The following is a 19,491-nucleotide window of genomic DNA, read 5'->3' on the forward strand; positions in this document are numbered from 1 at the left end:
CCGGGATATCAGGCACATGGCGACGTAATGACTTAAATACTTCCCTGAATTTTTATTATCTGTTAGCACCCTGTACGAATAGTCATCGGCACTTTTATCCTGAGCCACGGCCCGTATTAAGCGCGCTAAACCAGAATGTTATGCGCTAAACTGCATCAATGCAGCAGAGATCTTCTTTAGAAAGGCCAGTCATCTCCATGACTGCTACTTCATTCAGGCTATAAAAGCGGCCCTTCCCTTCAGAAATGCGTTATAAAACAGGCCATCAAAAAGAACATCCGTGTTCTGTCAGTAACACTCATCATGCAGATGCAGGAATACGTGCGATGACTTTTATTTCAAAATCAAACCCTGCCAGCCAGGTGACGCCTACCGCTGTCCAGTTGGGATAAGGCGCCTGGGGAAACAGTTCGTTCTTCACCTGCATTATCGTCGCGAACTGGTTTTCCGGGTCGGTATGGAAAGTCGTGACATCAATCAGATCGTCGAGGGTACAGCCTGCCGCCGCCAGCGTTGCCTGTAAATTGGTGAAAGCCAGCCGCACCTGGGCGGCGAAGTCAGGTTCCGGCGAACCATCCGCACGGCTGCCGACCTGGCCGGAAACAAACAGCAGATTATCGGAACGGATAGCGGCAGAGTAGCCATGCTGTTCATACAAAGCATGGCGGCTGGCCGGAAAAATCGCTTCACGTTGGGTCATAGATCCACCTTACAGAGGTTAATGTCGTCTGATATATCCGCAGTCTCTCCGTTTAAGATACACTGCGTATATGAATAGAGCATGCATACGCCTCGTATGTCAATTAAAATACGTACCGTATGTGAAAAGGAGCAGATATGGCAACAACACGTCGCGCTGAAGCAATGAAAGAAAACCGCGCCAGGCTTATCGCCGCTGCAAGAAAAGCGTTTGCGGAAAAAGGCTTTGCAGCAGCATCGATGGATGAGTTAACCGCCAGCGTTGGGCTGACGCGCGGTGCGCTCTACCATAACTTTGGCGATAAATTGGGTCTGCTGGCCGCCGTGGTGGCGCAGGTTGACAGTGAAATCGCCTTACGCGCCAGAGAACGGGCCGCCTCAGCCGCTGACGACTGGAGCAAACTGCTGGCGGAAGGCGTTGCCTATATTGAGATGGCGCTCGATCCTGAAGTGCAGCGTATTGTGTTACTGGACGGTCCGGCCTTTCTCGGCGATCCCTCTCGTTGGCCAAGCCAAAATTCATGTCTGGAAGCGACGCGCGGCATCCTGAGCGAAATGATGGATAACGGCTTATTAAAGCCCGTGGATATCGAAGCAGCAGCGCGGCTGCTGAACGGCGCCGCACTGAATGCAGCACTATGGATTGCGGCGAGCGAAAATCCGCAGGTAACGCTGCCTAAAGCGATAGAGGCGTTTACCCTGTTGGCAAGTGGCCTGCGCGCCTGAGAGAGTGCAAAGCAACAGTTGCAACACAGCGTTCAACGCGATTTTTATCTTTTACTGATGCATTTTTCTGCTTAAGCCTGCAGATGTGACGTTGTCATCTGCGGGCTTAAAAGTAAAAGCAACAGCGTCAAACTCTCAGGAAACTAACGCTTTCTTTCCCCGTGTTTTAAAGATAACCCCTTGAAAGTCATTTTGTTTAACCCGGAGTTTCAGGGTGAAATCTCCATGATTCTCACCCTGAGCCCTTTCTTTTTGGGTTGTTAGCATCCGCTTGCAGCCGTCTGCCGTCTTCTTTCAACCGTTTAAACCGTTTTAACGTTTGGCTGTTCGGGTATCTGGCATCAATAACGTCGCTAAACCCAGCAAAGGCAGAAAAGCACAGGCCTGATAGACCGAGGCGATACCATACAAATCAGCGAGTTTCCCCAGCCCTGCCGCCGCGATACCGCCTACGCCAAACATCGTACCGAACATAATCCCCGATACCATGCCCGTCCTTCCGGGCACCACTTCCTGCGCATAGACCACCAGCGCGGCAAAGGCGGAGGAAAAGATCAGCCCAATAATTACGGACAGCGTGATAGTCCAGAACAGGTCAACGTGAGGCAGCATCAGCGCAAACGGAATGACGCCAAGGAATGATATCCATATAACCGCTTTGCGCCCGATGCGGTCGCCCACAGGACCACCGATAAAGGTACCCACCGCAACCGAGGCAAGAAAGGCAAACAGACAGAACTGCGCCTGTTCAACAGGCAACTGGAAACGTTGCAGCAGATAAAAAGTGTAGTAATTGCTGATTGAGGCGATATAGCTAAATTTGGCGAAAAGAAGCACACCCACCACGCTTAACGCCAGTATCACGCGTTTACGCGGAAGAGGCGCCGCTGAAGCCGTAGCGTGTTTTTGCATATGGGCATGGCCATGCGTGGCTGACCATGCGCTCACTTTAGCGAGAACAACGATCGCCAGCAGAGCAATCAGCATCAGCCAGGCTACCGATAACTGGCCATGTGGCAGGATGAGCAGCGCCGCCAGCAGCGGACCGAACGCAGTACCCGCGTTGCCCCCGACCTGAAAGCAGGACTGGGCGGTGCCGAACCTGCCGCCGGATGCCATACGCGCTACGCGAGAGGCTTCTGGATGAAAGGTCGATGAACCGACGCCGATCAGCGCAGACGATAAAAGTAACAGGGCATAACTCCCGGCAATGGACATCAGACCAATGCCGAGTAACGTCACCGCCATCCCCGCTGGCAACAGCAGCGGTATCGGGCGCTTATCGGTAAACAATCCCACCCAGGGCTGTAGCAAAGAGGCGGTGATCTGGTAAACCAACGCAATCATCCCTATCTGCGTATAGCTAAGGGCATAGCTGGATTTTAGTAATGGATAGATAGCGGGCAGCGTGGCCTGAATCATATCGTTGCAGGCGTGAGAAAGCGCGACGGCGCCCACTATGGAAAAAAGAAAACCCTGGGCCTCGTTATGCTTCTTGCCCGGCGTTTCTTCAATGCTTTCTGGATTGTATGACATGCGGTTTCTTCGTCAGAAAATGACGTCTCCCTGTTGGCGATTTCAAAGGACCTAATGATAAAGGCCTGGGATAAATTGCGGTAGCAATCTGAAACAGCCGCTGCCGCAATGTCAGATGGTTTGGTACCGCTAATAGCCGATCGGATCGTCGATGCAGCATAACGCGCCGCCAGCTTATTGAAAAAAATAAATAGCTTTACAGCGCGGTGATGAGGAGTGCGGCCATACTTCCCTCTGCAGAGGCCCTGGCTGACTGCTATTCTGAAACACCCCGGTATATAACAACGCATAGCTTTAGCGGCATCCGGCTGCCGTATACTTTTATCAACGAGCGAGGTTTTCATGGAATACACGAAGTTAGGCTCTACGGGGCTCGATATATCACGTCTGTGTCTGGGATGTATGACATTCGGTCAGCCTGACGCCGGCGCTCATCCCTGGACGCTTGCCGAAAATGATGCACGTCCCATATTTCGCCATGCGGTTGAACAGGGCATTAACTTCTTCGATACAGCAAACAGCTACTCTGCCGGCACGTCGGAGATGATGGTCGGTAAATTCCTGCGTGAGTTTTTTACAAACCGCGATGAAGTCGTGCTGGCGACGAAAGTGTTTTTCCCGCCGGGCGCGATGGGCAGCAAAACCAGCCCGAACGGACAAGGGCTGTCGCGTAAATCCATCATGGCGGAAATTGATAAAAGCCTGAAGCGCCTGGATACGGATTACGTTGACCTTTATCAGATCCACCGTTGGGACTATTCGACGCCCATTGAAGAAACCATGGAGGCGTTGCATGACGTTGTCAAAGCAGGAAAAGCGCGCTACATCGGCGCCTCATCCATGTATGCCTGGCAGTTTGCGAAAGCGCAGGAAACCGCACGCGCCAATAACTGGACACCGTTCGTCAGCATGCAAAATTACCTCAACCTGCTTTACCGCGAGGAAGAGCGCGAGATGCTCCCGATGTGCCTTGATCAGGGCGTGGGGCTTATCCCATGGAGTCCCCTTGCGCGCGGTAAACTTGCCCGGCCGGTTGGCGAAAGCTCAAAGCGTAATGAAACCGATCCTACTTCGCGCCTGCTTTATGCGGCAACCGAAGAAGCAGATAACAAAGTCATTAACGCGGTGGAAAAGTTAGCCGCAGCCCGTGGCGTGTCGATGGCGCAGATAGCGCTGGCGTGGGTGCTGAATAAGCAAGGCGTGTCAGCGCCCATTGTAGGCGCGTCGAAAATCGGCCAGCTGGATGATGCGATTTCAGCGTTGCAGATTGACCTGACTGACGATGAAATCGCTGAACTTGAAAAAGAGTATGTGCCTCATGTCGTAACCGGACATAGCTGATTCACCGGGATCATGTGAGCAGGCGGCTATGCCGCCTGCTTATCCAGGTCCGCTTTCCATAGTGATAATTTATTCACGCCGCGCCAGGGATTTTTCCTGCTGACGTTATACTGCCCTACTTATCATTCAGCAGCTGAAACGCCAGCCGCGAAGGCACGGTAAGCGTGCAGCGGCCGCCCAAGGATGGTGGTCAGGCGTTGAACGTCGCCAGATTCCGGCATCATCCCATCACTGACGTAACGCTCGGCCATCAAACGCATTTCATAAGCCATCCACTTCGGCATAAATGTCGCCAGGTTTTGCTCAAACCCGGCAGGATCGTCGCCACCATAAATGACCTGGCGACCCAAAATCTCTGTCCAGATAGCGGCTACGTCCATGCCGGTAAGGGTGTCAGGACCGACAAGATTGATGGTTTCAGACGCCAGTTCGCCTTGCGCCTGATCGCGTCGAATAAGTTCGATTGCAGCCACTTCGGCAATGTCTCGTACATCGACCATGGCAATGCCTTTGCTGCCAATGGGCATAGGGTAAACGCCATGATTGAAGATCACATCCTTAATCATCAGGTCATTATCGATGAAGTAGGCCGGGCGCAGAATGGTGGCGCTGAATCCCATTTTTTCGAGCATGCGTTCGGCGCCGGATTTAACCGCAAAATGCGGCACATTGACGAAGCGATCGGCATGTAACACGGAGAGATAGACGACCCGCTTCACGCCATATTCACGTGCGATATTCAGGGTGATGATTGCCTGCGTAAACTCGTCACCTGCGACCGTATTCAGCAGGAATAGCGTACTCACATTAGTGAAAGCCTTGCGTAGTGAATCAACGTCCAGCATATCGCCCTGAACAACGTCAACGCCTGACGGTAAGTTGGCTTTGGAAGGGTCGCGGGTGAGTACGCGGACAGCCGCGCCACGTTTGACAAGTTGTTTTACTACATGCTGGCCGACGCGGCCGGTTGCGCCTGTTACAAAGATGGTCATTTTGTTTCTCCTGAGAGAGGTCTGTGTGGGTGAAATGATTATTACTGATTCAAAATTGAGCGAATAGACACTATATTTAGACTCTCTGTCTCACTGGTGAAACACATGGATCTTCTGGCAATAAAAGACTTCAACCTTGTTGCACGGCATGGCGGTTTTGGAAAGGCAGCGCGCGCTACCGGGCGGCCCAAGGCGACGCTGTCGCGCCGCGTAGCTGAATTAGAGGAAAGTCTGGGGGTACGACTGTTCGAACGAGGTTCACGTAATCTCAGGTTGACGGAAGAAGGGCTGGCGCTGTTTGAACGTACGGGTCAGTTGCTTACTGAACTTGAGGAAGCGACAGTAACGATAGCGTCGGGAGGGAAAATACCGAGAGGCCGTTTGCGGATCAGCGTTCCGTTGTTGTTTGCCCAGACCGCCATGGGCAAGCTCGCAGCCGAATTTGTACTCGACTATCCCGGAATACAGCTTGAAGTCATGACCGATGACCGTGAAGTAGAGATGATCGAGGAGGGATATGATCTGGTTATACGGGTGAACCCAAAGGAAGATGAGACCTTGATTGGCCGACCATTTTTGCACGATCCGCAAATAGTGGTGGCCAACCCCCATCGGGCCTGGCCTCCTGATGAAGCTGTTATCCCGGCAGTTGTCAGAGGCTCGACCGGACAGCAGAGAAACTGGACATTAATTACGCCGGATGGAGCATCAATAATAACGGTTAATCCGGTGCTTTCGTTCTCTTCCATGACCATGATCCGTGATGCAGTAAGGCTTGATGTTGGTATAGCCTGTCTGCCGTTATCTCTGGTATTTAACGAGCTGGCCGCCGGGAGGCTCGTTAAATGGGGAGACACTGAAGGGCCTGTAACGGCTTTGTGGGTATTATATCCATCACGGCGCCTGCTCAGTCCACGCGTATCCGCCTTCCTCTCCTGGCTGAAAAAAAACTTTCCTGAAGGAACCTCTGCTGAACTGGCTAACTTTATAGGGTAAAAGCATGCCGAAGCCCTGAAACAGGGTTGATGAGCGGGATTTTTTAGTATTGATCGCGCCCCGAGCGCTTGCTCTGCGCCGATGGGACTGTTAATGAGCCTGGACGATATCAAGCGTCATCCGAAGTCGCCGTGCGTCGTTTTCCTCGCCCTTCTCCTCAAAAAAAGGAACAAGCTCAGCGAGCTGGGATCGGCGCAGCCCTGTGTTCATGCTGATGCCCAGGTGCGCTTTCAGCTGCGATTCAATGCCGGTCATGGCCGAAAGCGCGCCGACGGTGGCTGAGGTGATTAACGCGCTGCGATAGCGGGAGGAATCATCAGCCCGGCGCTTGGTGCCATTCAGGTTTCCGTACCGCACCCAGCGCGCCAGTCACCGGCAGCATAAGCAGACCGGCGCGACAGGCCGCAAAGCTGGCCCCATGTGTCCTGCATCTGCCCTGAAGGAGAACGCCAGGCCAGGTTATTTTATTAAATTGAGTGAGCTACTCCACTACACCTGCATGTTCATAATTTCCTGGTAGGCGGCCACCAGTTTATTACGTACCTGCACGCCCATCTGCATAGAGATAGAGGATTTTTGCAGATCGACCATCACATCGTTCAGCGCGATGCCCGGTTTACCCAATTCAAAATTTTGTGCCTGCGTACGCGCGCTGTTCTGCGTGTCGCTGATCTTATCCAGAGCGGCCTTCATCTGCGCAGCGAAGTCGGCGTGCGCGCTGGTGTCGGTGCTTCTGTTGCTTGCCTGCAGCGAGCCAAGCTGCAGCTGCTGAATGACGCTTTCTATCCCCTGGATTGCCATGTTAACCCTCGTTATTGGCGGCTTGTTCGATTTACGGAACAAAACTTAACACAAAGTCAATAAGACAAAGGGCGTAAATGACAGCAAAAGACATGGCTTTTTGACCCATCGAAATTGGCGAATCAGAAAATAATGGCCTCCATTGAAGTGGAACTTTTCTAAGCCGCATCAGGGAGTCAGTTTTGTCACCACTTAACACACAGTCCGGTCAACTGTCAGGCAGGAAATGGTCATGAATGCTACCGCAACTCAGGATACAGCAAATAAGAAAGGCTTCAGTGACCTTCTTGCTCGCCTGCGCGCAAATCCGCGGATACCGCTGATTATCGCGGTGGCCGCAGCCGCTGCCATCGTTGTCGCGCTGGTGCTTTGGGCGAAAACGCCTGATTACCGCGTCCTTTATAACAACCTCTCAAATGAGGACGGCGGCGCGATCGTGACGCAGCTTACTCAGATGAATATCCCCTACCGTTTCGAGGAGAACGGCGGCGCGCTCATGGTGCCCGCAGAGAAAGTGCATGAACTGCGCCTGCGTCTCGCTCAACAGGGTCTGCCGAAAGGCGGCGCGGTTGGGTTTGAACTGCTGGATAAAGAGAAGTTCGGCATCAGCCAGTTCAGCGAGCAGGTGAACTACCAGCGCGCGCTGGAAGGCGAACTGTCGCGAACTATCGAAACGCTCGGCCCGGTTAAAGGCGCGCGCGTGCATCTGGCGATGCCGAAACCAACGCTGTTCGTTCGCGAGCAAAAATCCCCGTCCGCCTCCGTCACGCTGCTGCTGCAGCCGGGACGCGCGCTGGATGAAGGACAGATCAGCGCCATCGTGCATATGGTCTCCAGCAGCGTCGCCGGGCTGCCGCTGGGCAACGTGACGGTGGTCGATCAGAGCGGTCGCCTGCTGACCCGTTCCGACGCGGCGGGCCGCGATCTCAACGATGCGCAGCTGAAATACGCCACCGAAGTAGAAAGCCGCTATCAGCAACGTATCGAAGCGATCCTCGCGCCGATCGTCGGCAACGGCAATGTGCATGCGCAGGTGACCGCTCAGATCGATTTCGACGCGCGTGAACAGACGGAAGAACAATATAAGCCGAACAGCGATCCGGCCAACGCCGCGGTGCGTTCACGCCAGAGCAGCAGCAGCGAGCAGCTGGGCGGCCAGTATCCGGGCGGCGTGCCGGGCGCGCTCTCCAACCAGCCGGCGCCGGCGAACAGCGCGCCGATCGTGACGCCGAACGCAAATGCCAACAACGCCAATGCGAATAACGCGGCGGCCAACAACGGCACCACCGCCAGCACCAACAGCAGCGCGCGCGCCGTGCCGTCCAACACGCATCACGACGACACGACCAACTATGAGCTGGATCGCACCATTCGTCATACCAAGATGAATGTCGGCAGCGTGAAACGTCTCTCTGTCGCCGTAGTGGTGAACTACCGCGCCGATGCGAAAGGCAAAGCGGTGGCGCTGACCGACGCGCAGCTGAAACAGATTGAAGATCTGACGCGCGAAGCGATGGGCTACTCCACCGATCGCGGTGACAGCGTCAACGTGGTGAACTCGCCGTTTACGCAGACCGATGAAACCGGCGGCGACCTTCCGTTCTGGCAGCAGCAGTCGTTCTTCGACCAGCTGATGAATGCGGGACGCTGGCTGCTCGTTGCTCTGGTCGCCTTCATTCTCTACCGCAAGATGGTGCGTCCGCAGCTGCTGCGCAAGCAGGAGATGGCCAAACTGGCGGCAGAGCAGGCGGCAGCGCAGGCGAAACAGCGTGAAGAAGATCAGGCCTTCTCTGTCTCCCTCAGCAAAGACGATCAGGAGCAGGAACGTAAGTCTAAACATCGCATGAGCGCCGAAGTGATGAGCCAGCGCATCCGCGATATGTCTGAAAACGATCCGCGCATTGTGGCGCTGGTTATCCGCCAATGGATGAGTAACGAACTATGAGTCTGACCGGTACTGAAAAAAGCGCCGTCCTGCTGATGACGATTGGAGAAGACCGCGCGGCTGAGGTGTTCAAACACCTCAACACCCGCGAGGTACAGCACCTCAGCGCGGCGATGGCCAATATGCGTCAGGTGTCGCACCAGCAGCTGGCCGACGTGCTGCGCGAGTTTGAAGCCGACGCCGAACAGTTTGCGGCGCTGAGCCTCAACTCCAACGACTACCTGCGTTCGGTGCTGGTGAAAGCGCTGGGCGAAGAGCGCGCGGCGACGCTGCTGGAAGATATTCTGGAAACGCGCGAAACCACCAGCGGCATGGAAACGCTCAACTTTATGGAACCGCCAGCGGCGGCCGATCTGATCCGAGACGAGCATCCGCAGATCATCGCCACCATCCTGGTGCACCTGAAGCGTTCGCAGGCGGCGGATATTCTCGCCCTGTTTGACGATCGTCTGCGTCACGACGTGATGCTGCGTATCGCCACCTTCGGCGGCGTCCAGCCGGCGGCGCTGGCGGAACTGACCGAAGTGCTCAACTCGCTGCTCGATGGCCAGAACCTCAAGCGCGCGAAGATGGGCGGCGTGAGAACCGCGGCGGAAATCATCAACCTGATGAAAACGCATCAGGAAGAGGCGGTTATGGAAGCGGTGCGCGAATTCGACGGCGAACTGGCGCAGAAAATCATCGACGAAATGTTCCTGTTCGAAAACCTGGTGGATGTGGACGACCGCAGTATCCAGCGTCTGCTGCAGGAAGTGGAGTCCGAGTCGCTGCTGGTCGCCCTGAAAGGCGCCGAACAGCCGCTGCGCGAGAAGTTCCTCAAGAATATGTCGCAACGTGCGGCCGATATCCTGCGCGACGACCTGGCCAACCGCGGCCCGGTGCGTATGTCGATGGTGGAAAACGAACAGAAAGCGATCCTGCTCATCGTCCGTCGTCTGGCGGAAAGTGGCGAAATGGTAATTGGCGGCGCCGAGGAAACCTATGTCTGATGCCTTTTCTTCCCGTCCGTGGCAGCGCTGGCAGCCTGACGATTTAACCCGGTTCGATCAGCCAGTCAGCGAGCCGCGTGCGGAGCCCGATTTCGCCTTCGTCGACAATGAAGAAGGCGAAGAGCCGTCGCAGCAGACGCAGCTGGAGCAGCTTCAGCTGCAGGCGCGTCTCGATGCGCACGCGCAGGGCTACGCCGAGGGTCAGCAAAAAGGCTTTAACGAAGGCAAGCAGGCGGGCTTCGACGCCGGTTTTCAGCAGGGCCTGACGGAAGCGCAGCAGCAGCAGGCGCCGATTCAGGCGCGCATGCAGCAATTGGTGACCGAATTCCAGCACACGCTGGAAGCGCTCGACAGCGTCATCGCTTCCCGGCTGCTGCAGCTGGCGCTGGAAGCGGCGCGCCAGGTGATCGGCCAGGCCACGGCGGTGGACGGTTCCGCCCTGCTGCGACAAATTCAGCAGATGATCCAGCAGGAGCCGATGTTCAGCGGCAAACCGCAGCTGCGCGTGCATCCTGACGATCTGCAACGCGTTGAGCAGACGCTCGGCCCGACGCTCGATCTGCACGGCTGGCGCCTGCTGGCGGACAGTTCGCTGCACCCCGGCGGCTGCAAGCTGAGCGCCGAAGATGGCGATTTAGACGCCAGCGTGGCGACGCGCTGGCATGAGCTGTGCCGCCTGGCGGCGCCTGGAGAGCTGTAATGACCACTCGTCTTTCCCGCTGGTTAGGTTCGCTGGACAGCTTTGAACAGCGCCTGGCGGAAGTGCCCACCGTGCGCCGCTACGGCCGCCTGACGCGCGCCACCGGCCTGGTGCTGGAGGCGACCGGCTTGCAACTGCCGCTCGGCGCCACCTGCGTTATTGAGCGCAACGACGGCAAACAGATCGCGGAAGTTGAAAGCGAAGTGGTCGGATTTAACGGTCAGAAACTGTTTCTGATGCCGCTGGAAGAAGTCGAAGGCATTCTGCCCGGCGCGCGCGTCTTTGCACGCGGCAACGGCGACAATGCGCAGAGCGGCAAACAGCTGATGCTGGGTCCGCAGCTGCTGGGTCGCGTGCTGGACGGCAGCGGCCGTCCGCTCGACGGCCTGCCCGCGCCGGAAACCGGCTACCGCGCCCCGCTGATCACCCCGCCGTTCAACCCCTTGCAGCGTACCCCGATCACCGACGTGCTGGATACCGGCGTGCGGGCGATCAACGCCCTGCTCACCGTCGGCCGCGGTCAGCGTATGGGCCTGTTCGCCGGTTCCGGCGTCGGTAAATCGGTGCTGCTCGGCATGATGGCACGCTACACCAAAGCGGACGTGATCGTCGTCGGGCTGATCGGCGAACGTGGCCGCGAAGTAAAAGACTTTATCGAAAATATTCTTGGCACCGAGGGCCGCGCGCGCTCGGTGGTGATCGCCGCCCCGGCGGACGTTTCTCCTCTGCTACGTATGCAGGGCGCCGCCTACGCCACGCGCATCGCCGAAGATTTCCGCGATCGCGGACAGCATGTGCTGCTGATCATGGACTCCCTGACCCGCTACGCGATGGCGCAGCGTGAAATCGCGCTGGCGATCGGCGAGCCGCCGGCGACCAAAGGCTATCCGCCTTCGGTGTTCGCCAAGCTGCCCGCGCTGGTCGAACGCGCCGGCAACGGCATCGACGGCGGCGGTTCGATCACCGCCTTTTATACCGTGCTGACGGAAGGCGACGATCAGCAGGACCCGATCGCCGACTCCGCGCGCGCCATCCTCGACGGCCATGTGGTGCTGTCGCGGCGCCTGGCGGAGGCGGGCCACTATCCGGCCATCGATATTGAAGCCTCCATCAGCCGCGCGATGACTGCGCTGATCGATGAAACCCACTACGCGCGCGTGCGCCAGTTTAAGCAGCTGCTCTCCAGCTATCAGCGCAACCGCGACCTGATCAGCGTCGGCGCCTATGCGGCCGGCAGCGATCCGATGCTGGATAAAGCGATCAAGCTCTGGCCGATGCTGGAAGCCTTTCTGCAACAGGGCATCTTCGAGCGCAGCAGCTATGACGATGCCTGCCTGCACCTGCAGGCGATCTTTGGTTGATGTCGCCGGGCCAGGCCCGACGCGAGGAGTGAGGTCACCTTACGATGGCAAAACCAAACAGTGCGATGGAAACCCTGCGCGACCTGGCGCAGAAAGAGGTGGAAGACGCGGCGATCCGACTGGGCACCATGCGCCGCGCGCAGCAGCAGGCTGACGAACAGCTCAACATGCTGCTGAACTACCAGGATGAATACCGCAATAAGCTGAACGACAATATGTCGACCGGCATCGCCAGTTCGCGCTGGACCAACTATCACCAGTTTATTCAGACGCTGGAAAAGGCCATTGAGCAGCACCGCCATCAGCTGGCGCAGTGCAACCAGAAAGTCGAACAGGCGCTGGACGTCTGGCGCAATAAACAGCAACGACTGCATGCCTGGGAGACGCTGCAGGCGCGCTCGCAGGCGAACGAATTATTACAGGAAAACCGTCTCGATCAGAAACGGATGGATGAGTATGCCCAGCGGGCGTCATTGAGGAAAGGCGAATGATTAAGCTGCCAACATCGGTCAACACTCTCAGCGTCGGAAGCGGCGCTGACCTTTCCGCCAGCACCGCCGGCGCGGTCGGCGGCGACAATACCGCCGCCGCAGCCGGGCAGCTGCCGGAAGCATTTCTTACCCTGCTCGGCAACCGTCTGCTGACGCTGACGAAACAGGGCGACGATAAAGCGTCGATCGCCGTCGGCGGCGATAAGGCGCAGGCGGAGAACGCGCCGACCACCGAGCTGAACTCGCTGCTGGCGGCGCTGGAAAAACCGGACGCGCTTAATGCGTTGCTGGCGCCCGAAAAGACTAAAGAGAGCGGCAAACTCGCCGATGATAAGGATGAGCTGAAACGTGACACGTTAAGCGCGGCGGACCAGCAATCTTTGCAGGCGCTGTTCGCCATGCTGCCGCAAACGCCATTTGTGCAGCAGGCGGCGAAGAGCAGCGAACTGAAACTGCAGGGCGACAGCCTTGCCGCGCCGTTGGGCGGGCAGAACGGCAGTTTAAAAGCGACGCTGGCGGCGCTGAACGCGCAGCAGCCAACAGCGGCCGACGCCCTGGCGGATAAATCCGCCAGCGTCAACGCGGCGGGTCTGACGACGGCCGCCACGACGGATAGCGGCGATATCGGCAACAGCGCCGCGTTCCAGAACATGCTGAACGGCGTAAAGCAGGATGAGGTAAAAGAAAATAAAGAGAGCCTGCCGCCGCAAACGCTGAGCGCGCTGTCGGCCGCCATGAACAGCGCTACCGCCGCCGTCGCGCAGCCTGCGGCGTCAGCCACGGCCATGACGCCGACCGCGCCGCAGATCAACGCGCAGCTGGGCAGCCCGGAGTGGCAGCAGGCGGTGAGCCAGCAGGTATTGATGTTTAGCCGCAACGGACAGCAGAACGCCGAACTGCGTCTGCACCCGGACGATTTGGGCGCGATCCAGATCAGTTTGAAGCTGGATAACGACCAGGCGCAGTTGAACATGATCTCCGGCCACAGCCAGGTGCGCGCCGCGCTGGAAGCCGCCCTGCCGCATCTGCGCACCGCGCTGGCGGAAAGCGGCATCAACCTGAGCCAGAGCAACATCGGCAGCGACGCCTTCCCGCAGAGCCAGAGCTTCGGCGGTCAGCAGGAGTCGCGCCGCGACCAGGCGCAGGGCGGATTCTCCCTGACGCCGGACAACGATAACGACGTCACGCCGCTCGCCGTTCCCGCCGCTTTACAGGCGCGCGCGGCCGGTAGCAGCGCTGTCGATACATTCGCCTGACGGCAACAAACGCCAAAGGTAAAAGCAAAAGGCGCGTCTTTTCCCCCCATTGATCGGCGAGAGACGCGGGATAATCACTCTCGGCTCGCCACTACGGCCTGCCCCAGATAATTCACAGGGTATTTCTGCAAAATGTCTGATAACGCGAAAGCCAAAGGCCGCAAACGTTCCATCCTGATTCCGGTGTTACTGGTTGTAACGCTGGCCGCTTGCAGCGTGGCAGGCTATGCAGTCTGGCGAATAATGAATAAAACCGACGGTCATCAGGGCGCTGCGAAAGTGGAACCGCCTGCCGCACCGGTCTTTTTTGCTCTTGATACATTTACGGTTAACCTGGTCAATGCGGATAACGATCCCGATCGCGTGCTGTACGTAGGCTTTACCCTGCGTCTGCCCGACGAGGCGACGCGCCTTCGCATGAACGACTACCTGCCTGAAGTTCGTAGCCGGTTGCTGCTGCTGCTTTCCCGCCAGGATTCGCTGAAGCTGGCGTCCGAACAGGGCAAGCAGGCGCTGGTGGAACAGATCAAGCAGTCGCTGGCGCCGCCGCTGGTTAAAGGTCAACCTCCGCAGGTCGTAAACGATGTACTGTTTACCGCCTTCATTTTGAGGTGAGTTAATGGGCGATAGCATTCTTTCACAAGCTGAGATTGACGCGCTTCTCAATGGCGACAGCGAAAGCGCGGAAGATGATAAGAATAAAAGTACGGGCGATGACAACATTCGTCCCTACGACCCTAATACCCAGCGTCGCGTGGTGCGCGAGCGTCTGCAGGCGCTGGAAATCATCAACGAACGTTTTGCGCGTCAGTTCCGTATGGGGCTGTTTAACCTGTTGCGTCGTAGCCCGGATATCAGCGTCGGTGCGATTAAAATTCAGCCGTATCATGAATTCGCCCGCAACCTGCCGGTGCCGACCAACCTGAACCTGATCCACCTGAAGCCGCTGCGCGGAACCGCTCTGTTCGTGTTCTCGCCCAGCCTGGTGTTTATCGCGGTGGACAACCTGTTCGGGGGCGACGGCCGCTTCCCCACGAAAGTGGAAGGACGCGAATTTACCCACACGGAACAGCGCGTAATCCGCCGTATGCTCAAGCTGGCGCTGGAAGGCTACAGCGACGCATGGAAAGCGATTTATCCGCTGGATGTTGAATATGTGCGTTCGGAGATGCAGGTGAAGTTCACCAACATCACCACCTCGCCGAACGATATTGTGGTCACCACGCCGTTTCAGGTGGAGATCGGTAACCTGGTAGGGGAATTCAATATCTGTATCCCCTTCAGCATGATCGAGCCGCTGCGCGAACTGCTGGTCAACCCGCCGCTGGAAAACTCCCGACAGGAAGATCAGCACTGGCGCGAAACGCTGGTGAAACAGGTGCAGCACTCCGAGCTGGAGCTGATCGCCACCTTCGCCGACGTTTCTCTGCGCCTGTCGCGCATACTGCAGCTGAAGCCCGGCGATGTATTACCGATTGAAAAACCGGATCGCATTATCGCCCATGTCGATGGCGTGCCGGTGCTGACCAGCCAGTACGGTACCCTGAACGGACAGTACGCGCTGCGTGTAGAACACTTGATTAACCCGATTTTGAATTCGCTGAATGAGGAACAGCCCGATGAGTGACAGCAATAACACGTCCAATGACAACATCTCTGCGGACGATCTGTGGGCTGAGGCGATGGGTGAACAAGCCGCAGCCGACAGCGCGTCATCCACGGAGAGCGTCTTCAAGTCCCTGGAGAGCAAAGATATCGGCGGTTCGCTGCAGGATATCGATTTGATCATGGATATTCCGGTCAAGCTGACCGTTGAGCTGGGCCGCACCAAGATGACCATCAAGGAGCTGCTGCGTCTGACGCAGGGTTCGGTGGTGGCGCTGGAAGGTCTCGCCGGCGAGCCGCTGGATATCCTGATCAACGGCTACCTGATCGCCCAGGGCGAAGTGGTGGTGGTCAATGATAAATATGGCGTGCGCATCACCGACATTATCACGCCGTCTGAACGTATGCGTCGCCTGAGCCGTTAATGATGAATAGCCATACCCAGCAGGCCTCTTCCCTGCACGCCGCACAGCCCGCTTTCTCCACCGGTTCCGCGCTGACTCAGGTCAGCAGCGTGCTGGCGGGCATCGTGCTGCTGATCCTCGCCTGCGCCTGGCTGGCGAAACGCTTCGGCTTCGCGCCCAAGCGTCTTGGCGGCCCGCAGGCGCTGAAAATCAGCGCCAGCGTGCAGATCGGTCAGCGCGAGCGCGTAGTGATCGTCGACGTGGAAGATGCCCGACTGGTACTGGGCGTGACTGCGCAGCAGATTACCCATCTGCATACGCTGCCGCCCAAAGCTCCCGAACAACAGGATGCGCCGCCCGCCCAGGCGGCACCTGACTTCCGTCAGATTTTACAGACGTTAGTGAAACGTCCCGGAAAACCCCAATGATTCGTCGCCTGCTTCCGTTGCTGCCTCTGCTGCTGTTAGCGCCTGAGGTGCATGCTCAGTTGCCTGGTCTGGTTACTCAGCCGCTGCCTGGCGGCGGACAGAGCTGGTCTCTGCCGGTGCAGACGCTGGTGTTCATCACCTCGCTGACCTTTTTGCCGGCCATTTTGCTGATGATGACCAGCTTTACGCGCATCATTATCGTCTTCGGCCTGCTGCGCAACGCGCTCGGCACGCCCTCCGCGCCGCCGAACCAGGTGCTGCTGGGACTGTCGCTGTTCCTGACCTTCTTTATCATGGCGCCGGTGTTCGACAAAATTTATCAGGACGCCTACCTGCCGTTCAGTCAGGACAAAATCACGATGGACGTGGCGCTGGAGAAAGGCGCGCAGCCGCTGCGTGAATTTATGCTGCGTCAGACGCGCGAAGCGGATCTTGCGCTGTTCGCCCGGCTGGCGAATACGGCGCCGATCGCCGGACCGGAAGCGGTGCCGATGCGTATCCTGTTGCCCGCTTACGTCACCAGCGAGCTGAAGACCGCGTTTCAGATTGGCTTCACCGTCTTTATTCCGTTTTTGATTATCGATCTGGTCATTGCCAGCGTGCTGATGGCGCTGGGGATGATGATGGTACCGCCGGCAACGATTGCCCTGCCATTTAAGCTGATGTTGTTCGTGTTGGTGGATGGCTGGCAGCTGCTGGTCGGTTCTCTGGCGCAGAGCTTTTATTCCTGATACCCGGAGCAATCATGACCCCAGAATCGGTAATGGTCCTTGGCCACGACGCGATGAAAGTCGCCCTGATGGTCGCCGCGCCGCTGCTGCTGGCCGCGCTGGTCAGCGGCCTGATTATCAGCCTGCTGCAGGCGGCCACGCAGGTGAACGAACAGACGCTCTCCTTTATTCCCAAAATTCTGGCCGTCGCCGCGACCGTAGTGGTCGCCGGTCCGTGGATGCTGAACCTGCTGCTGGACTATATCCGCACGCTGTTCAGCAACCTGCCCTACATAATTGGCTAGCCGACGCTGTCGGCGCGCCGCCTTTCCGGTTTTAAGAGACGCGATTTATGGTAACGCTGGACAGCAGCCAACTTATGCTGTGGGTCGGTCAGTTCTTCTGGCCGCTGGTGCGTCTGCTGGCGCTGTTCAGCACCGCGCCTATTTTCAGCGAACATTCCGTAAGTAAGAAGGTCAAAATCGGTCTGGCGGTGATGATCACCTGGATACTGGCGCCAACATTACCGCCGGTTAATGTTACGCTGTTTTCCGTCGGCGGTTTTTGGCTGTTGATTCAACAACTGTTGATTGGCATTGCGTTAGGCTTCACCATGCAGTTCGCCTTTGCGGCGGTGCGCATGGCGGGTGAACTAATCGGATTACAGATGGGGCTCTCTTTTGCTACCTTCTTCGATCCGGGCAGCCGCCTGAATATGCCGGTGCTGGCGCGCTTTCTTGATATGCTGGCGATGCTGCTGTTTTTAACCTTCAACGGGCATCTATGGCTGATCTCGCTGCTGGCGGACAGTTTTCATACATTGCCGATTGGCGGAGACCCACTTAACGCCAATGCATTCCTGGCGCTTGCCAAAGCGGGGGGGTTAATTTTCCTCAACGGAATGCGACTTGCGCTTCCGCTAATCATTCTGTTGCTCACCATTAACCTGGCCCTGGGTTTGTTAAACCGTGTTGCACCTCAGCTATCCGTTTTCGCGATAGGTTTCCCCGTAACCTTATCGATCGGAATTTTAACAATTGGCATACTTATGCCCCTTCTCGCTCCTTTCTGTGAGCACCTTTTCAGTGAAGTATTTGATTTACTTTCTGACATACTTTCTGAAATGCCGCAAAAGTAAACTCCAACATTTCTTAATCTGTAAGATAGCTACACTTAAGCACCCACAATGTTTCTGAGTACTTTTCGAACCATTTTTATCAGAATTTCACTGAGGAAAATCTGATAAATAGTGCCTGGTGGTGAAATTTATTCGCATTAAATGGCGCTTCGCGTATTTTAAAATGGAATTCGCAACGGGCATAAACTCAGGTCCAGCACGGGTTGAACGCGCAAGTGAATGTTTTCGAAAGGAAAAATTTTTCTGCCGTTTTTTCTTGTCTAAAATGGATTTTTACGGCATTGTCATCGCTCTCGAATTCTTCACACATTCGAGAAGTAAATGCTTTTAAGAATTGTCCTATCAGGATTATCTTAGTTGTGCGAGATAGTGACAACGTTCTTAAAAGCCGCATAAGACGTACGCCAGAGCCAAATGTCGTTACTGACAGGCCGCCTCTCGCGTTCTGCTGCGCTTAAGGCAGTGATTTATCTTGCCCTGCGAAAAATCTGCTGTAGTTACAAGGAAGAAAGATGACCTCAGCCATGCTCTGTTAAGAATTCAACACAGCTGAGTAAAATTACAAGATTGTTAATAGAAATCTTTCCCGTACCGCGAACGCGTATTCATCGTTGATTTAAACGGATAACAAATTGGTGAGGGTCGCTATCATGCCAACGATTATTATGGATTCATGCAACTACACACGTCTGGGATTAATGGACTACATGGCAACAAAGGGAGTTAAAAAGAAAAATATCTCATCCGTTAACGACATTGAACAGCTACAAATTAAGTGTCAGCAGGTAAAACCTGGCGTCGTCTTTATTAATGAAGAGTGCTTCATTCATGAGGCAGACTCCAGCGAGCGTATTCGTAATATTATTCTTCAGCACCCTGACACCATATTTTTTATATTTATGGCGATTGCCAATATCCATTTTGAGGAATACCTCTACGTTCGTAAGAACCTGATTATTACGTCAAAATCGATAAAGTCCGCCACGTTGGATAAATTATTAAGCAGCTACCTGCAAAAGAAAATCAGCGCGTCTACGCGCGCCTCTTCTGGCATCGATGTCAATCCACTGACGCTTAGCCAGACGGAATCTAATATGCTGAAAATGTGGATGTCAGGACATGACACCATACAGATTTCCGACAAGATGCAAATTAAAGCCAAGACGGTTTCGTCGCATAAAGGCAATATCAAGCGTAAGATCAAAACGCATAATAAACAGGTGATCTACCATGTGGTGCGCTTAACGGACAACGTCACGTCCGGCATCTATGTGAATGTAAGATAAAAAAAGGCCGGCTCTGCCGGCCTTTTTTATTGCTTCTCCGTTTTGCGACCTACCTCTCATTTATCCCACTAAGCCTTTTGCCGGGGT

General features: G+C 56.1%; 22 protein-coding genes. 17 read left to right on the forward strand and 5 right to left on the reverse strand.

Features of this window, described 5'->3' with window-relative positions:
* Positions 1 to 301: 301 nt before the first annotated feature.
* On the reverse strand, positions 302 to 700 hold the full coding sequence (locus MYY08_RS03335) for a RidA family protein (RefSeq protein WP_038625428.1): 399 nt from the start codon (positions 698 to 700) through the stop codon (positions 302 to 304).
* 137 nt (positions 701 to 837) lie between these two features.
* Between MYY08_RS03335 and MYY08_RS03340 the strand changes: the two genes are divergently transcribed.
* On the forward strand, positions 838 to 1,425 hold the full coding sequence (locus tag MYY08_RS03340) for a TetR/AcrR family transcriptional regulator (RefSeq protein WP_084970434.1): 588 nt from the start codon (positions 838 to 840) through the stop codon (positions 1,423 to 1,425).
* Positions 1,426 to 1,737: 312 nt separating this feature from the next.
* Here MYY08_RS03340 and MYY08_RS03345 read toward each other — a convergent pair whose 3' ends face one another.
* Positions 1,738 to 2,961 (reverse strand): MFS transporter, encoded by a 1,224-nt coding sequence (locus tag MYY08_RS03345; protein ID WP_038625423.1) that lies wholly within the window; start codon positions 2,959 to 2,961, stop codon positions 1,738 to 1,740.
* 342 nt (positions 2,962 to 3,303) lie between these two features.
* On the opposite strand from MYY08_RS03345, the gene MYY08_RS03350 reads away from it, so the two are divergent.
* Positions 3,304 to 4,302 carry an aldo/keto reductase gene (locus MYY08_RS03350; protein ID WP_084970432.1) on the forward strand — a complete coding sequence of 333 codons (999 nt, stop codon included), beginning with the start codon at positions 3,304 to 3,306 and terminating at the stop codon, positions 4,300 to 4,302.
* A gap of 122 nt (positions 4,303 to 4,424) precedes the next feature.
* On the opposite strand, the gene MYY08_RS03355 is transcribed toward MYY08_RS03350, so the two are convergent.
* Positions 4,425 to 5,294 carry an SDR family oxidoreductase gene (locus tag MYY08_RS03355; RefSeq protein WP_190295971.1) on the reverse strand — a complete coding sequence of 290 codons (870 nt, stop codon included), beginning with the start codon at positions 5,292 to 5,294 and terminating at the stop codon, positions 4,425 to 4,427.
* Positions 5,295 to 5,399: 105 nt separating this feature from the next.
* On the opposite strand from MYY08_RS03355, the gene MYY08_RS03360 reads away from it, so the two are divergent.
* A complete protein-coding gene (locus MYY08_RS03360; RefSeq protein ID WP_159378703.1) occupies positions 5,400 to 6,290 on the forward strand; it encodes a LysR family transcriptional regulator in 891 nt (296 codons plus the stop codon).
* A 90-nt stretch (positions 6,291 to 6,380) separates the two neighbouring features.
* Here MYY08_RS03360 and MYY08_RS03365 read toward each other — a convergent pair whose 3' ends face one another.
* Both MYY08_RS03365 and fliE read right to left on the reverse strand, forming a co-directional pair.
* Entirely contained in the window at positions 6,381 to 6,647 is a 267-nt protein-coding gene (locus MYY08_RS03365) for a hypothetical protein (protein WP_190295972.1), read from the reverse strand.
* Between the two features lie 132 nt (positions 6,648 to 6,779).
* Positions 6,780 to 7,091, reverse strand: coding sequence for a flagellar hook-basal body complex protein FliE (gene fliE, locus MYY08_RS03370; protein WP_190295973.1), 312 nt, complete (start codon positions 7,089 to 7,091; stop codon positions 6,780 to 6,782).
* Positions 7,092 to 7,317: 226 nt separating this feature from the next.
* Here fliE and fliF point away from each other — a divergent pair, with 226 nt between their 5' ends.
* The 14 genes from fliF (at position 7,318) to rcsA (ending at position 19,404) form a co-directional block, all read left to right on the forward strand.
* Positions 7,318 to 9,036, forward strand: coding sequence for a flagellar basal-body MS-ring/collar protein FliF (gene fliF, locus MYY08_RS03375; RefSeq protein ID WP_288013161.1), 1,719 nt, complete (start codon positions 7,318 to 7,320; stop codon positions 9,034 to 9,036).
* Positions 9,033 to 10,025, forward strand: coding sequence for a flagellar motor switch protein FliG (fliG, locus tag MYY08_RS03380; protein WP_038625408.1), 993 nt, complete (start codon positions 9,033 to 9,035; stop codon positions 10,023 to 10,025). Before fliF ends, fliG begins: the two co-directional genes overlap by 4 nt.
* Positions 10,018 to 10,725 carry a flagellar assembly protein FliH gene (fliH, locus tag MYY08_RS03385; protein WP_190295975.1) on the forward strand — a complete coding sequence of 236 codons (708 nt, stop codon included), beginning with the start codon at positions 10,018 to 10,020 and terminating at the stop codon, positions 10,723 to 10,725. Before fliG ends, fliH begins: the two co-directional genes overlap by 8 nt.
* Positions 10,725 to 12,086, forward strand: coding sequence for a flagellar protein export ATPase FliI (gene fliI / locus MYY08_RS03390; RefSeq protein WP_038625404.1), 1,362 nt, complete (start codon positions 10,725 to 10,727; stop codon positions 12,084 to 12,086). Before fliH ends, fliI begins: the two co-directional genes overlap by 1 nt.
* Before the next feature lie 44 nt (positions 12,087 to 12,130).
* Positions 12,131 to 12,577: a flagellar export protein FliJ gene (fliJ, locus tag MYY08_RS03395; protein ID WP_038625402.1), complete on the forward strand. Its 447-nt coding sequence runs from the start codon at positions 12,131 to 12,133 to the stop codon at positions 12,575 to 12,577.
* A complete protein-coding gene (locus MYY08_RS03400) occupies positions 12,574 to 13,833 on the forward strand; it encodes a flagellar hook-length control protein FliK (RefSeq protein ID WP_038625399.1) in 1,260 nt (419 codons plus the stop codon). Before fliJ ends, MYY08_RS03400 begins: the two co-directional genes overlap by 4 nt.
* Before the next feature lie 132 nt (positions 13,834 to 13,965).
* Complete coding sequence (gene fliL / locus MYY08_RS03405; protein WP_038625397.1) at positions 13,966 to 14,448, forward strand: flagellar basal body-associated protein FliL; 483 nt, start codon at positions 13,966 to 13,968, stop codon at positions 14,446 to 14,448.
* Between the two features lie 4 nt (positions 14,449 to 14,452).
* Entirely contained in the window at positions 14,453 to 15,460 is a 1,008-nt protein-coding gene (fliM, locus tag MYY08_RS03410; protein ID WP_084971315.1) for a flagellar motor switch protein FliM, read from the forward strand.
* Positions 15,453 to 15,863, forward strand: a complete 411-nt coding sequence (gene fliN, locus MYY08_RS03415) for a flagellar motor switch protein FliN (protein ID WP_038625392.1) — start codon at positions 15,453 to 15,455, stop codon at positions 15,861 to 15,863. Before fliM ends, fliN begins: the two co-directional genes overlap by 8 nt.
* A 2-nt stretch (positions 15,864 to 15,865) precedes the next feature.
* Positions 15,866 to 16,270 carry a flagellar biosynthetic protein FliO gene (gene fliO, locus MYY08_RS03420; protein ID WP_084971319.1) on the forward strand — a complete coding sequence of 135 codons (405 nt, stop codon included), beginning with the start codon at positions 15,866 to 15,868 and terminating at the stop codon, positions 16,268 to 16,270.
* Positions 16,270 to 17,001 (forward strand): flagellar type III secretion system pore protein FliP, encoded by a 732-nt coding sequence (fliP, locus tag MYY08_RS03425; RefSeq protein ID WP_038629957.1) that lies wholly within the window; start codon positions 16,270 to 16,272, stop codon positions 16,999 to 17,001. The genes fliO and fliP overlap by 1 nt, the downstream gene beginning before the upstream one ends.
* A 14-nt stretch (positions 17,002 to 17,015) precedes the next feature.
* Complete coding sequence (fliQ, locus tag MYY08_RS03430; RefSeq protein WP_038625390.1) at positions 17,016 to 17,285, forward strand: flagellar biosynthesis protein FliQ; 270 nt, start codon at positions 17,016 to 17,018, stop codon at positions 17,283 to 17,285.
* Between the two features lie 47 nt (positions 17,286 to 17,332).
* Entirely contained in the window at positions 17,333 to 18,118 is a 786-nt protein-coding gene (fliR, locus tag MYY08_RS03435; RefSeq protein WP_038625388.1) for a flagellar biosynthetic protein FliR, read from the forward strand.
* 650 nt (positions 18,119 to 18,768) lie between these two features.
* A complete protein-coding gene (rcsA, locus tag MYY08_RS03440) occupies positions 18,769 to 19,404 on the forward strand; it encodes a transcriptional regulator RcsA (protein ID WP_038625386.1) in 636 nt (211 codons plus the stop codon).
* The last annotated feature ends 87 nt before the right edge of the window (positions 19,405 to 19,491 follow it).

Origin of the sequence: Mixta sp. (genome assembly GCF_024610815.1) — a bacterium.
GTDB classification, from domain to species: Bacteria; Pseudomonadota; Gammaproteobacteria; order Enterobacterales; family Enterobacteriaceae; genus Mixta; species Mixta calida.

What these genes read in the sequence shown, in the direction of transcription:
- fliL (WP_038625397.1), top strand. Translation starts at nt 13,966, where the DNA reads ATGTCTGATAACGCGAAAGCCAAAGGCCGCAAACGTTCCATCCTGATT.
- fliO (WP_084971319.1), top strand. Translation starts at nt 15,866, where the DNA reads ATGAATAGCCATACCCAGCAGGCCTCTTCCCTGCACGCCGCACAGCCC.
- fliI (WP_038625404.1), top strand. Translation starts at nt 10,725, where the DNA reads ATGACCACTCGTCTTTCCCGCTGGTTAGGTTCGCTGGACAGCTTTGAA.
- fliQ (WP_038625390.1), top strand. Translation starts at nt 17,016, where the DNA reads ATGACCCCAGAATCGGTAATGGTCCTTGGCCACGACGCGATGAAAGTC.
- MYY08_RS03400 (WP_038625399.1), top strand. Translation starts at nt 12,574, where the DNA reads ATGATTAAGCTGCCAACATCGGTCAACACTCTCAGCGTCGGAAGCGGC.
- MYY08_RS03335 (WP_038625428.1), bottom strand. Translation starts at nt 700, where the DNA reads ATGACCCAACGTGAAGCGATTTTTCCGGCCAGCCGCCATGCTTTGTAT.
- MYY08_RS03350 (WP_084970432.1), top strand. Translation starts at nt 3,304, where the DNA reads ATGGAATACACGAAGTTAGGCTCTACGGGGCTCGATATATCACGTCTG.
- fliR (WP_038625388.1), top strand. Translation starts at nt 17,333, where the DNA reads ATGGTAACGCTGGACAGCAGCCAACTTATGCTGTGGGTCGGTCAGTTC.
- MYY08_RS03340 (WP_084970434.1), top strand. Translation starts at nt 838, where the DNA reads ATGGCAACAACACGTCGCGCTGAAGCAATGAAAGAAAACCGCGCCAGG.
- rcsA (WP_038625386.1), top strand. Translation starts at nt 18,769, where the DNA reads ATGCCAACGATTATTATGGATTCATGCAACTACACACGTCTGGGATTA.
- MYY08_RS03355 (WP_190295971.1), bottom strand. Translation starts at nt 5,294, where the DNA reads ATGACCATCTTTGTAACAGGCGCAACCGGCCGCGTCGGCCAGCATGTA.
- fliG (WP_038625408.1), top strand. Translation starts at nt 9,033, where the DNA reads ATGAGTCTGACCGGTACTGAAAAAAGCGCCGTCCTGCTGATGACGATT.
- fliN (WP_038625392.1), top strand. Translation starts at nt 15,453, where the DNA reads ATGAGTGACAGCAATAACACGTCCAATGACAACATCTCTGCGGACGAT.
- fliE (WP_190295973.1), bottom strand. Translation starts at nt 7,091, where the DNA reads ATGGCAATCCAGGGGATAGAAAGCGTCATTCAGCAGCTGCAGCTTGGC.
- fliF (WP_288013161.1), top strand. Translation starts at nt 7,318, where the DNA reads ATGGTCATGAATGCTACCGCAACTCAGGATACAGCAAATAAGAAAGGC.
- fliH (WP_190295975.1), top strand. Translation starts at nt 10,018, where the DNA reads ATGTCTGATGCCTTTTCTTCCCGTCCGTGGCAGCGCTGGCAGCCTGAC.
- fliJ (WP_038625402.1), top strand. Translation starts at nt 12,131, where the DNA reads ATGGCAAAACCAAACAGTGCGATGGAAACCCTGCGCGACCTGGCGCAG.
- fliM (WP_084971315.1), top strand. Translation starts at nt 14,453, where the DNA reads ATGGGCGATAGCATTCTTTCACAAGCTGAGATTGACGCGCTTCTCAAT.
- MYY08_RS03360 (WP_159378703.1), top strand. Translation starts at nt 5,400, where the DNA reads ATGGATCTTCTGGCAATAAAAGACTTCAACCTTGTTGCACGGCATGGC.
- MYY08_RS03345 (WP_038625423.1), bottom strand. Translation starts at nt 2,961, where the DNA reads ATGTCATACAATCCAGAAAGCATTGAAGAAACGCCGGGCAAGAAGCAT.